Source organism: Pseudomonas asgharzadehiana, assembly GCF_019139815.1.
Classification (GTDB): Bacteria; Pseudomonadota; Gammaproteobacteria; order Pseudomonadales; family Pseudomonadaceae; genus Aquipseudomonas; species Aquipseudomonas asgharzadehiana.
The window spans coordinates 2,632,875-2,645,762 of sequence record NZ_CP077079.1 but is presented as its reverse complement, the minus strand read 5'-3'; the positions used below and the strand labels follow the sequence as shown (position 1 = coordinate 2,645,762).

Sequence of the window (12,888 nt, the reverse complement as noted above, 5' to 3'; positions counted from 1 at the left end):
CGGGCAACACCAAGCGACCTGCTTCAAAAACGTGGTTTGACGGTTTTCCAGTCCGGTTGATAACGCCGCATCTGTTTCACATCGTCGCGCTGGCGAATGCCGCAGCTCAGGTATTGATCGTGCAGCATGCCCAACTGGTCATGGTCCAGTTCCAGGCCCAGCCCCGGTGCGCGGGTGACCTGCACGCAGCCATCGATGATCGGCAATTTGCCGCCCTTGATCACTTCCTCGTCCGGTTCCTGCCACGGGTAATGGGTGTCGCAGGCGTAGTCGAGGTTGGGCACCGACGCGGCTACGTGGGCCATGGCCATCAGGCTAATGCCCAGGTGTGAATTGGAATGCATCGACACGCCCAGGCCAAAGGTCTGGCACATCTTCGCCAGCACCTGTGTGTCACGCAGGCCGCCCCAATAGTGGTGGTCGGCGAGTACGATCTGCACGCTGTCCAAGGCCACGCTGCGCCGAAATTCGTCAAAGTCGGTCACGACCATATTGGTCGCCAGGGGCAAGCCGGTGCGTTTGTGCAGCTCGGCCATGCCGTCCAGGCCGGGGGTCGGGTCTTCGTAATATTGCAGGTCGTCACCAAGAAGTTCAGCCATGCGAATCGAGGTTTCCAGCGACCAGTTGGCGTTCGGGTCGATGCGCAATGGCACGCCGGGGAAAGCTTTCTTCAAGGCCTTGATGCACGCCACTTCATGTTCGGGCTCCAGGGCCCCGGCCTTGAGCTTGATGCTTTTGAAGCCGTAGGTTTCGAGCATGCGCCGGGCCTGGGCGACGATCTGTTCTTCGTTGAGCGCTTCGCCCCAACTGTCGGGCTTGTAGGGCGAGTCGATGTGCTGGGCGTATTTAAAGAACAGGTAGGCACTGAACGGGATCCGATCGCGAACCGCGCCACCGAGCAGGTCCACCAGCGGTACATTCAGCGAATGCGCCTGCAAGTCGAGAAACGCCACCTCGAACGCCGAATAGGCATTGCTCACCGCCTTGCTCGCGTGGGAGCCCGGCGCCAGCTCGGCACCGGCCAGGCTTGCCGGTTTATGCGCCGCCACCGTGGCTTGCACAATGGCGCGCAGTTGGTTGAGGTTGAACGGATCGAGCCCGATCAGCTGCGACTGCACCTGTTGCTGGATCGCCAGCGCCGGGGCATCGCCATAGCTCTCGCCGAGGCCGATGTAGCCGGTGTCGCTCTCGATCTCGATGATCGAACGCAGCGCGAAGGGTTCGTGAATACCGCTGGCGTTGAGCAATGGCGGGTCACGGAAAGCAATCGGGGTGACGGTAACGCGGACAATTTTCAAGAGGCGGCTCCCTGTGGACCTGGACGCATGGCGTGATGATGAGAAGAAGGAGTTGGCCCTCGAGGCGTGGCGCGGGCAAAGAACACCATCACCGCAGCCACCAGCGAGGTCGCGGCGAGGCCATACAAACCACCCTCGATGGACCCGGTGGTCTGCTCCAGCAACCCGAAAGTGGTGGGCGCCACGAAACCGCCCAGGTTGCCCACCGAATTGATCAAGGCAATTACCGCCGCCGCAATGCGCGCATCCAGGTAGCCCTGAGGGATCGGCCAGAACAGCGCCGAAGCCGCCTTGAAGCCGATCGCGGCAAAACAGATGGCGACGAAGGCAAACACCGGCCCGCCGGTGGTGGACATGAACATGCCGAACGCGGCGATCACCAGCATCAGCGACACCCACGCCTGCTGGTGTTTCCACTTGCTGGCCAGGGATGCGAACCCGTACATGGCGACGATCGAAATCAACCACGGAATCGAGTTGAACAAGCCCACCTGGAAGTCGCCCAGATTGCCCATTTTCTTGATCATGCTCGGCAACCAGAACGTGGCGCCGTAGATGGTCAGGGCGATGGAAAAGTAAATAAAGCAGAACAGCGCGATCTGTTTGTCGGCCAGCAGCTTGAACATCGATGGCCGCACGCTCTGGCTCGCCTCGCGTGCCTGCTGCTCAAGCGCAATGGCGCTGACCAGCGCGTGTTTTTCGTCGTCGCTGAGCCACTTGGCCTGCTGCGGGTGGGACTGCAACCAGAACCACACACACCCACAGAGCGCGATGGAAGCAAAACCTTCGATCAGGAACATCCACTGCCAGCCGTGCAGGTTAAGACCGCTGACATTAAGCAACGCCCCCGACACCGGCCCGGAGATCACCGAGGCGATGGCCGAACCACTGAGAAAAATCGCCATGGCCTTGCCGCGCTCGCTGGCCGGCAACCATTGTGTGAAGTAATAGATGATGCCGGGGAAGAAACCGGCCTCGGCGGCGCCCAGGATGAACCGCAAGATATAGAAGCTGGTTTCCCCGCGCACAAACGCCATCGCCATCGCCGCCGCGCCCCAGGTGAACATGATGCGCGTCAGCCAAGCCCGCGCGCCGTAGCGCTGCAGCAGCAGGTTGGAGGGCACTTCGAAGATCGCGTAGCCGATAAAAAACAACCCGGCCCCCAAGCCGTAGGCCGCCGCGCCGATGCCCAGGTCGGTTTCCATATGGCTGCGTACGAAACCGATATTGACCCGATCGATGTAATTGACGATGAACATCACCACGAACAGCGGCAGCACATGGCGCTTGACCTTGGCCGCCGCGCGGGCAAGCACGGTCGGGTCTGGCGGACTCTGGAGGATATCCACGGGCAACTCCCATTGATTGTTTTTTTAAGGGACGAGTCGATGATGGACGCCGAGGATTGTTCCCGTCTAATCTAACCTGACATGCGATTGATACCGGAATTAGATCAATGTTTGAGATGACGCAATTGCGCTGCTTCACCACCGTGGCCACCGAGCTGAATTTTCGCCGCGCCGCCGAACGGCTGAACATGACCCAGCCGCCACTGAGCCGGCAGATCCAGTTGCTGGAGCATCACCTGGGGGTGGAACTGTTTACCCGCACCACCCGCAGCGTCGCGCTCACCGCCGCCGGCCGGGCCTTTTTCATCGAGGCGCAGAACCTGCTCGAACGCGCCCAGCAAGCGGCCATCACCGCGCGGCGCTTTGCCGAAGGCGATATCGGCACGGTCAATATCAGCTTCGTCGGCAGCGCGGTGTATGAGTTCCTGCCCAAGGTGATCGCCGAAGCGCGGCTCAAGCAGCCGCAGGTGAAGATCGACCTGTCGGAGATGAACACCTACCAGCAATACGAAGCCCTGCGCGCCCGGCGTATCGACCTCGGCATCGTCCGCGCACCGCTGCTGGAACCGGGCTACGCCACCGAATGCCTGGTGCGCGAACCGTTTGTACTGGCGGTGCCGAGCAGCCATCGGCTGGCACACGCCGATACGGTGAGCGTGCAGGACCTGGATGCGCAGCCCTTTTTGATGTACGCCCACGCCGCCTACCCGCCGTTCAACGAACTGCTCACCGGCCTGCTGCGCTCGGCCCGCGTCGCGCCGCAATACGTACAGTGGCTGGGCTCGTCACTGACCATCCTCGCGCTGGTCAACGCCGGCATGGGCCTGGCCCTGGTGCCGCGTTGCGCCAGCAGCGTGGTGTTCAAGAACGTCATGTTCCGCGACATCGACCTGGGCGAAGGCGCACAGAGCGAACTGCACCTGATCTGGCGCGAAGACAATGACAACCCGGCGTTTGCCATGTTGCTGGAAGGGATTCGCAGCGCGGTGCGCGAGGGCTGGGCGTGAGTGTCGATGACCGACAGGCCATTGTGGGAGGGGGCTTGCTCCCGATAGCGGTGGGTCAGAAGAAAGTCACGTGACTGATTCACCGCTATCGGGAGCAAGTCGAATCATCGCACCGCCCCACCCACATTTGCAGCACGTTCGGCGTTGCATACCGGTCGGCTCTAAGGCCGCCGCGCTTTTGATCTTGATCTTGGATCGCCCCGTCAAACATGCTGGCCGAAATTCGATATTGATTGGGGGGGCAAACCGGCAGGGATGCCGGTTTAGCCGCCCCGCGCCATGGATGGCGCGTGGCGGCGGCCCCCAAATCAATGTCGGATTACGGGCACACCGAGCCTGAGCGAGGTGCCGAGTGTTGGGGCGAAGGCTTTTTGGTTACTTTTGTCTGGGCCGGCTTCCGGACTTTACAAAAGTGACACGCCGTAAGGGCGTAACCCTAAGTGGCCGTTACCGCAGCAACGGATATGTACTCGATCTGATCCAACATCCTGGCCGGCTGTCAGGCTGCTATCGGGAGCAAGCCCCCTCCCACAGGGGATCTGCGCTTGACTGACTGGCATTGGGGCAAGCCCCCTCCCACACAGGCAGCCAACCACCAAAGCCCGACGCAGTCACCCAATCCTGTTGAATACTTGCCTGATCCTCTGAACTTGAGCCCCATCAGATAGATAGCCCTTGCGCCGTAGTCTAGAGTTCGACGATGGGCGACCTGCGGTCGCACCCTCCTATAAGAAACCCGCACCACCAACCGATGATCAGCAGGTGAGCCCGCCATGGAATTACGTATCAACCAAAAGGCCTATCAGGTCGATGCCGACGCCGACACGCCACTGCTGTGGGTGATCCGCGACGATCTGGGCCTGACCGGTACCAAATACGGCTGCGGCCTGGCCCAGTGCGGCGCCTGCTCGGTGCTGGTGGACGGCAATGTGGTGCGCTCGTGCGTGACGCCAGTGGCCGGGGTGGTCGGTCGCGAGATCACCACCATCGAAGCCATCGAAGCCGATGAGGTGGGCAAACGCGTGGTCAGTGCCTGGGTCGAGCATCAGGTCGCGCAATGCGGTTATTGCCAGTCCGGCCAGGTAATGGCGGCCACAGCCCTGCTCAAGCACACCCCTGCCCCCACCAAGGGCCAGATCGACGCGGCGATGGTCAACCTGTGCCGCTGCGGCACCTACAATGCCATCCATGCCGCCATGGATGACCTGGCCGCCGGGAAGGAGACCGCCTGATGAACACGCCTGAACTGATTCCCGGTGTGCCCCTGGGCGAGCCGATCAACCTGTCGCGTCGACGCTTCCTGGCCAGTACCGCCGTGGGTGCGCTGGTCATCGGCTTTGGCCTGCCACTCGGGTCTGGCCGGGTGCAGGCCGCCACCGGCGTGGAGCGCGGCACCCAAGTGCCGGCATTTCTGGAGATTCGCCCGGACGGTACGGTGCGCCTGCTCAGCCCGTTCATGGAAGGCGGCCAAGGCACCCACACCGCCATGGCGCAAATCGTCGGTGAAGAACTGGATGCCGACCCGGCCACGTTCATCGTCGAAGCCGCGCCGCCCGGCGATGCCTACGTGGTGATGGACAACGGCATGCGCATCACCGGCGGCAGCATGTCGGTGCGCATGAGCTACCCGACCATGCGCCGCCTCGGCGCCCTCGCCCGCGCCATGCTGCTGCAGGCCGGCGCCGAGCAACTGCGCGTGCCGCTGAGCGAACTGAGCACCCAACCCGGCCGCGTGGTACACGCCGCGTCCGGCCGCTCCGTGGGCTACGGCGAGTTGGCCGCACGCGCGCTGGATATGCCGGTGCCTGACCCGGCCACTATTACCTTGCGCGATCCGAGCCAGTTCCGCTGGATCGGCAAACCGGTCAAACGCGTGGACGCCTACGACAAATCCACCGGCAAGGCGCTGTACAGCATCGATTTGAAGGTCGACGGCATGCTCCACGCCGCCGTGCAGCACGCGCCGCGCCTGGGCATGACCGTGGGCGGCCTGCGTAACCAGGCACAGGTCGAAGGTATGAAGGGCGTGCATTCCGTGCACACGTTGCCTGGCGCGGTGGCCGTGGTGGCCGAACGCTGGTGGCATGCCAAGCGCGCGGTGGAGGCAATCCAGGTTGACTGGCAAGAACCGACTGCCGACTCCACAGTGCGCACCATGCCCGCTGAGTTTTCCAGCGATGGCTACCGCGACTTCCTTGCGACCCAGCAAGGCCCGGCCCGCGACGATGAAAACGAAGGCGACGTGGCCGCCGCGCTGAAAAACGCCAAGACCCAGGTCGAAGCCACTTACCACAACCAATACGTCAACCACGCCCAGTTGGAGCCGCCTTCCGCCCTGGCGCGTTTCAACCCCGACGGCTCGTTGGACATCTGGTTGCCCAACCAGGCACCGGACATGTTCCGCGCCGACATCGCCAAGCGCACCGGCCTGGCCCTTGAGCAGATCAACCTGCATTCGCCGCTGCTCGGCGGCTTTTTCGGCCGCCACTTTCTGTATGACTCGGCCAGCCCTTACCCACAGGCCATCGCGTTGGCCAAGGCCGTGGGCCGCCCGGTCAAGCTGATCTGGAGCCGGGAAGAAGAGTTCCTGCGCGATGTACTGCGCCCGGTCGCGGTGGTCAAGTTCCGCGCCGCGCTGGATGCCGACGGCTTGCCGGTGGCCATCGAAGCAGTCAGCGCCACCGAAGGCCCCACCGAAGCCATTGCCGGCAAACAGGGCGATAAAATCGACCCCACGGCCCTTGAGGGGTTGTCGGGCAAGAGCTACGCCATCCCCAACAAACGCATCGCGCAGATCTACGTCAAAGGCCCGGCGATGCTCGGCTACTGGCGCTCGGTGGGCAACTCGCTCAACGACTTTTTCTACGAAGCCTTCCTTGACGAACTGGCCGACACCGGCAAACGCGACCCGTACGAGCTACGCCTGCATTTGCTGCGCGACAATCCGCGGCTGACCACCCTGCTCAAGGCGGTGGCCGAGTTGTCCGGCGGCTGGAAGCGCGGCCCCTACACCGCCGAAGACGGCACACGCCGTGCACGTGGCGTGGCCATGGCCTCACCGTTCGGTTCACACGCGGCGGTGATCGCCGAGGTGTCGATTGAAAGCGGCCAGGTCAAGGTCCACCACATCTGGGAAGCCATCGACCCAGGCAGCATCGTCAATCCGGCGATTGTCGAGGCGCAGGTCAACGGCGCGGTCGCGCTGGGGTTATCGCAAACCTTGCTGGAAGAAGCGGTGTATGTGAACGGCAAGCCACGGGCGCGCAACTACGACCTTTACCCGATCCTGCCGCCCTCACGCATGGCGCAGGTACACGTGAAGATCGTGGAGAGTGGCGAAAAGATGGGTGGCATCGGCGAACCACCGCTGCCCGCCGTGGCACCGGCCGTGGCCAATGCCGTGGCGCAGTTGACCGGCCAGCGTATTCGCAGCCTGCCCCTGAGCCGATACACCTTCAGCTAACCGAGCGAGACCGCCCATGAACACCCGTCGATTCGCAAGAACCGCAGGCTGGCTCGCGCTGCCCTGCGTGGTCGCCGCCGGCCTGCTGGCCTGGTACGTCACCCGTCAACCCGCGACACCGTTTGAACAGCAACAAGCCGTCAGTTTCGACCCGGCCCAGGTCAGCCGTGGCGAGTACGTCGCGCGCCTCAGTGACTGCGTGGCCTGCCACAGCCTGCCGGGCAAGGCGCCGTTTGCCGGGGGCCTGGAAATGGCCACGCCGCTGGGGGCGATTCATGCCACCAATATCACGCCGGACCGCGATAACGGCATCGGCACCTACAGCCTCGCCGACTTCGACCGGGCGGTGCGCCACGGCGTCGCGCCGGGCGGCCGCCGGCTCTACCCGGCCATGCCGTACCCGTCTTACGCCAAGCTCAGCGACGACGACATTCGGGCGATGTATGCGTTTTTCATGAAAGGTGTGCAACCGGCCAGCCAAGCGAACATCCCCAGCGATATCCCCTGGCCGCTGAACCTGCGTTGGCCCATCGCGCTGTGGAACGGCCTGTTCGCGCCAACCGCCCCCTATGCCGCCAAGGCTGATCAGGACGCGTTGTGGAATCGCGGCGCCTATGTCGTCCAGGGCCCCGGCCACTGCGGCAGTTGCCACACGCCGCGTGGGCTGGCCTTTAACGAGAAAGCGCTGGATGAATCCGGCAAGCCGTTCCTCGCCGGTGCCTTGCTTGATGGCTGGTATGCACCGAGCCTGCGCCAGGACCCCAACACCGGGCTGGGCCGTTGGGGCGAGCCGCAGATCGTGCAGTTCCTCAAGACCGGGCGTAACCGCCACGCCGTGGTCTACGGGTCGATGACCGAGGCGTTCAACAACTCCACGCAGTTCATGGCCGACGATGACCTGGCCGCCATTGCCCGCTACCTCAAGTCACTGCCCGGCGACCCGCAGCGTGACGGCACGCCCTGGCAGTACGTGGCCACCGAGGTGCGCCCGGATACCCCCGGCGCCCACACCTACGCCACCCGCTGCGCTTCTTGCCATGGTGCCGACGGCAAGGGCCAGCCCGACTGGATGCCACCGCTGGCCGGTGCCACTTCGGCATTGGCCAAGGAAACCGCGTCGGCGATCAATATCACCCTCAACGGCTCGCAACGCGTCGTGGCTGCCGGGGTGCCGGACGCGTATCGCATGCCGGCGTTCCGTGAGCAGTTGTCCGACCAGCAAATCGCCGAGGTGCTGACCTTTGTGCGCGGCACCTGGGGCAATCAGGCGGGTGCGGTGGCCCCCGAGGCAGTGGGCACGCTGCGCGGGCACACCGACCCGGCCAGCAGCAGCCCGATCATTTTGCATATGCGCTGATGCCTAGCCGCGCAGGGAAGCGAGAATCTCTGCGCGGCACACCTGGAGAATTTCGTCGGCGAGGGGCGAATCATCCGGGCAGGCGCGCGAGAGGATGACGGCACCGACTGCATGGGCCAACGTGTCGAGCATTTTTGCACGGCTGTCCTGCCCCGTTGCCTGGGTATCCGCCGAGACGCTTTGCTGCAGCGCCCGCACTGTGTTTTCAACGCCGTCGGCAAAGGTCGTCTTCAGCGCACCGGATTGACGCGCGGCGTCCGCACACAACGCAGCCAAGGTGCAACCGTCGCCCCGTCCGTCGCGGTGCTCGCGCGACACGTACAACTGGATAAATTGCTCTACATCGAGGCCTTCGGTGCTGGCCAGCGATTGCGCAAGACTGTTTTGCGCCGCCTCGGCCATCAGGTCCGCCTTGGAACCGAAGTGCTTATAGAAGCCGCCCTGGGTGAAACCGGCGGTGGCCATCAGCTCTGCCACCCCCACCCCATCGTAGCCACGCTCGCGAAACAGCTCTGAAGCCGTCTGCACGATATGCGCGCGGTTGGCAGCCGATTGCGTCTTGGTGATTTTCATGGACCTGTCCCTCTACGGCCTAAAACAATGGCCTGAGCATACTATGATTACGACCATAATCAAAACTGTTGACAGCTTTGATTATGGTCGACATCATAAAACCGCCAACGCAAATTGTTGCCGGCATGGCGCACGTCGCCCTCCCCTGTATTCGAGGATCCATTCATGAGCAGCTCCAAGACCGTTCTTATCACTGGCGCTTCCACCGGCATCGGCGCCACCTACGCCGCGCGCTTTGCCCAACGTGGGCACGACCTGGTATTGGTCGCTCGCGACAAGGGGCGACTGGACGCCTTGGCAGCCAAGTTGCGCGAGGCGCACAACGTTAATGTTGACGTGATCCAGGCCGACCTGACCCAAACCAGCGACCTGAACCGCGTAGAAACCCGTCTGCGCGATGACGCGGCGATCGGCATCCTGGTCAATAACGCCGGCGCCGCGCAGTCCGGTAGCTTTATCGAACAGTCCACCGACAGCGTGGCGCAGTTGGTCACGCTCAACACCACCGCCTTGGTGCGGCTGGCCAGCGCCATCGCCCCACGCCTGGCCCAGGCCGGCGACGGCGCGATTATCAACATCGGCTCGGTGGTGGGCCTGGCGCCGGAATTCGGCATGACGGTATACGGCGCGACTAAAGCCTTCGTGTTGTTCCTGTCCCAGGGCATGAGCCTGGAACTGACGCCCAAAGGCGTCTACGTACAAGCCGTACTGCCGGCCGCCACGCGCACCGAAATCTGGGATCGTGCCGGCATCGACATCAACACCCTCAGCGAGATCATGGAAGTGGGCGACCTGGTCGATGCCGCGCTGGTCGGTTTCGACCGTCGCGAGCCAGTGACCATTCCGCCCTTGCAGGACGCTGCGCGTTGGGATGACTTGCAGGGCGCCCGCCAGGGCTTGCTCGCGCAGATCAAGCAATCCCAGGTGGCCGAGCGCTACACGGCCAAGGCATAAACCGCACTACACTCACTTCGGCGCACTGAGAGTTGAATCACCATGAAGGCATTTTTGATCGACCGTTACGGCAAACACAACGGACGCATCGGCGAGGTTCCCACGCCTGAGGTGGGCGACCATGACGTATTGGTCCAAGTGCGCGCCGCCAGCGTCAACGTGCTGGATTCGAAGATCAGAACGGGCGAGTTCAAGCTGATCCTGCCGTATGCATTCCCGCTGATATTGGGCAATGACCTGGCCGGCGTGGTGATCCAGGTGGGTGCCGCCGTGAGCGGTTTCAAACCCGGCGATGAGGTTTATGCACGTGCGCCCGACGCGCGCATCGGCAGCTTCGCCGAGTTGATCGCGGTGCATGAAGACGCGCTGGCGTTGAAACCCGACAACATCGACATGGAACATGCCGCCGCCCTGCCCCTGGTGGCGCTGACGGCATGGCAGGTACTGGTGGAAACCGCCCAGTTGAAAAAAGGCCAAAAGGTGTTTATCCAGGCCGGTTCCGGTGGCGTCGGCAGCATCGCTATCCAACTCGCCAAGCATCTGGGTGCCTTCGTCGCGACGACTACCAGCAGCGCCAATGTGCAATGGGTCAAGGCGTTGGGCGCGGATGTTGTCATCGACTACAAACAGCAGGACGTCTACAGCGCCCTGCACGATTACGACGTGGTGTTGCATAGCCTGGGCGCGGACGAACTGGAGAAATCCCTCGGCATTCTCAAGCCGGGTGGCCGCCTCATTTCCATCTCCGGGCCGCCGACACCGCAGTTCGCCCAGGCGCACATGCTGCCCTGGGTGCTGGGGTTGGCCATGCGTGTGTTGAGCAGCGGTATCCGCCGCAAAGCACGCAGGAAAACCCTCAACTATGACTTCGTTTTTATGCGCCAGAGCGGCGCCCAACTGAAGCAGATCAAACAGCTGGTGGAGGCCGGCGCGATCAAACCGGTGGTTGACCGCGTGTTCCCGTTCGACGCGACCGCCGATGCCCTGGGCTATGTGGAACAGGGGCGGTCAAAAGGCAAGGTGGTCATCAGCCTGAAATGACCGCCCCCTCACACCGCAGTGCCCTACTGGGGTGCCGGCTGCACTGCTTCGAAACTCAATCCTGAACTGCCCGTCACCTGCCAGGGGTTGGCGACGCCGTAGTGGCTGAACACCACGTTTTCGAAGCGCGAATTTTTCAACCCGTCGATCCGTGCCCCGGCGGCGCCACGAAAACGCACGCGCTGGAACACCAACCCCTCGTGGTAGGCATTGTGCTGGCTGTCGCCCTTGACCTCGATGGCCCGGCCCTGGGCGTCCTCGACGCTCACATCGCTCACGTGGATGTCCTTGAACTGCCCGGCCACCGTGGAGCGCTGGTAATCGAGTTTGGCGTTGGGGTCGTTGTAATCCAGGGTAAAGATGAACGCCTGCTTGACCGTATTGCGCAGCGCCGAATCACGGAAGATGACATTGCGCGCCCCGCCGCCCATGAAGTTGGTGCTCTTCATGCGCAGCCCGGCGTCGGTGCCGTCGGAGACGTTGTCTTCGGCCAGGATGTCCTGGATCCACGCACCGGTATGACTGCCGGCCACCACCATGCCGTGACCTTTGCGGAAGTAGTTATTGAAAATCCAGGCGTCCTGCTGGGGCGGTTGATGCACCGCATTCGCACCGGTGCCGGCGGCGAAATTGACGCAGTCGTCGCCGGTATCGAAGACGTTGTTAAACACCATTGCGCCTTTGCTGTTGGCGAACTCGATGCCATCGCCGTTGTTGGCGTCGTAGGTCGTATGGGTGGTATTGGCCAGCACCACGTTTTCGCTCTCCAGGTTCATGATGCCGTGGAACGCCGGGTTCACCACGGTGAAACCGCCGTAGAACACGTTCTTGACGTTGCGCAGGGTGATCAGCGACGAGCGCATTTGCCCGTAGGCATCCTTGACATTCATGCCCCGCGCCACGGCTTGCTCCACCTGGGCTTTGGCGAGGATGCCGTCCTGGGCATATCGGGTGTTGTCGCTGGGCAGGTAAAACGGCAAGGCCCGGCCTCGCTCATCGATCACATCCGGGTTACGTTTCCAGCCATTGCCGTCGAGGGTGCCTTTGCCGACGATGCGGATATTTTCGAACGCCTGATGCGCGCGCGGATCGCGCGGCAGGGCATTGATCAACGACGCCGGGCGCACGGTGGTGGAATAGGGATATTGGATGTAGCCCGCCAACGGGTAATCCTCGGCGCGCTCAGAGCCGAGCAAGGTTGCGCCTTCGGCGATCTCCAGGGTCATGTGGCTCTTGAGGTAGAGCGCGCCACTTTTGTAGATACCTTTGGGTAGCAAGACCTTGCAGCCCGGCGTGCACGCATCGATCGCGCGCTGGATCGCCAGCGTGTCGAGGTGGCTGCCATCGCCCTTGGCGCCGTATTTTTTCACGTCGAACAGCGCCGCCACAGGGGTGGTGCGCTGCACGACGGCGGGGCTGTCGGCAGACTCCGCGCCGTTGCCATCCACCGAACGTACGGTGAAGCGGTACGCGGTATCGGGCTTGAGGCCCTGTGCGGTGTAGCTGTGGATGCCGATGCGGTGGTGAAAGTGCGCGGTGTCTTGGCGGTAGAACTGGTCGATATAGGGCTTGGCCGGCGACACCTGATCATTATTGGCATGGGCGCTGCCCAACAGCGTGCCGTTGGCGTAGACCCGGTAGTCCTGGATATCGGCATGATCGGTGGGTTTTTCCCACACCAGAATAATCTGCCGGTCATCGTAAGCCAGCGTCGGCACTTGCAGCCCGGACGGCGCCTGCAGCGCCCAGGACAGCGGGCTGCAACCGAGGGCGACGAGGGCCAGGGCAGCGCGTGCGAAGGTGTCTCGAGGGGGTTGGTACGGCATGTTGTTCTCCTTGTTGTTGC

General features: G+C 63.0%; 10 protein-coding genes. 6 read left to right on the top strand and 4 right to left on the bottom strand.

Translation table 11 applies throughout. The features are described from left to right. Nucleotides 1-23: 23 nt before the first annotated feature. Together KSS96_RS12225 and KSS96_RS12220 are read right to left on the bottom strand one after the other, a co-directional pair. Nucleotides 24-1,298, bottom strand: a complete 1,275-nt coding sequence (locus tag KSS96_RS12225; RefSeq protein WP_017528350.1) for a glucarate dehydratase family protein — start codon at nt 1,296-1,298, stop codon at nt 24-26. Next, nucleotides 1,295-2,647: an MFS transporter gene (locus tag KSS96_RS12220; protein ID WP_065877848.1), complete on the bottom strand. Its 1,353-nt coding sequence runs from the start codon at nt 2,645-2,647 to the stop codon at nt 1,295-1,297. Before KSS96_RS12220 ends, KSS96_RS12225 begins: the two co-directional genes overlap by 4 nt. A gap of 107 nt (nt 2,648-2,754) precedes the next feature. Here KSS96_RS12220 and KSS96_RS12215 point away from each other — a divergent pair, with 107 nt between their 5' ends. From KSS96_RS12215 to KSS96_RS12200, 4 genes are all read left to right on the top strand, one after another. After that, complete coding sequence (locus KSS96_RS12215) at nt 2,755-3,654, top strand: LysR family transcriptional regulator (protein WP_217856359.1); 900 nt, start codon at nt 2,755-2,757, stop codon at nt 3,652-3,654. 773 nt (nt 3,655-4,427) lie between these two features. Next, nucleotides 4,428-4,886, top strand: a complete 459-nt coding sequence (locus KSS96_RS12210) for a (2Fe-2S)-binding protein (RefSeq protein WP_017528347.1) — start codon at nt 4,428-4,430, stop codon at nt 4,884-4,886. Further along, the gene (locus tag KSS96_RS12205) at nt 4,886-7,117 is read left to right on the top strand and encodes a xanthine dehydrogenase family protein molybdopterin-binding subunit (protein ID WP_017528346.1); all 2,232 of its coding nucleotides are present in this window, start codon (nt 4,886-4,888) and stop codon (nt 7,115-7,117) included. Before KSS96_RS12210 ends, KSS96_RS12205 begins: the two co-directional genes overlap by 1 nt. A gap of 16 nt (nt 7,118-7,133) precedes the next feature. Beyond that, the gene (locus KSS96_RS12200) at nt 7,134-8,474 is read left to right on the top strand and encodes a c-type cytochrome (RefSeq protein ID WP_017528345.1); all 1,341 of its coding nucleotides are present in this window, start codon (nt 7,134-7,136) and stop codon (nt 8,472-8,474) included. Nucleotides 8,475-8,477: 3 nt separating this feature from the next. On the opposite strand, the gene KSS96_RS12195 is transcribed toward KSS96_RS12200, so the two are convergent. Then, a complete protein-coding gene (locus KSS96_RS12195) occupies nt 8,478-9,047 on the bottom strand; it encodes a TetR/AcrR family transcriptional regulator (protein ID WP_017528344.1) in 570 nt (189 codons plus the stop codon). 165 nt (nt 9,048-9,212) lie between these two features. Here KSS96_RS12195 and KSS96_RS12190 point away from each other — a divergent pair, with 165 nt between their 5' ends. Beyond that, the gene (locus tag KSS96_RS12190) at nt 9,213-10,001 is read left to right on the top strand and encodes an SDR family NAD(P)-dependent oxidoreductase (protein ID WP_017528343.1); all 789 of its coding nucleotides are present in this window, start codon (nt 9,213-9,215) and stop codon (nt 9,999-10,001) included. 42 nt (nt 10,002-10,043) lie between these two features. After that, nucleotides 10,044-11,042, top strand: coding sequence for an NADP-dependent oxidoreductase (locus KSS96_RS12185; RefSeq protein ID WP_068932189.1), 999 nt, complete (start codon nt 10,044-10,046; stop codon nt 11,040-11,042). Nucleotides 11,043-11,065: 23 nt separating this feature from the next. Here KSS96_RS12185 and KSS96_RS12180 read toward each other — a convergent pair whose 3' ends face one another. Then, nucleotides 11,066-12,868: a glycosyl hydrolase family 28 protein gene (locus KSS96_RS12180; protein WP_217856357.1), complete on the bottom strand. Its 1,803-nt coding sequence runs from the start codon at nt 12,866-12,868 to the stop codon at nt 11,066-11,068. Between the last annotated feature and the right edge of the window lie 20 nt (nt 12,869-12,888).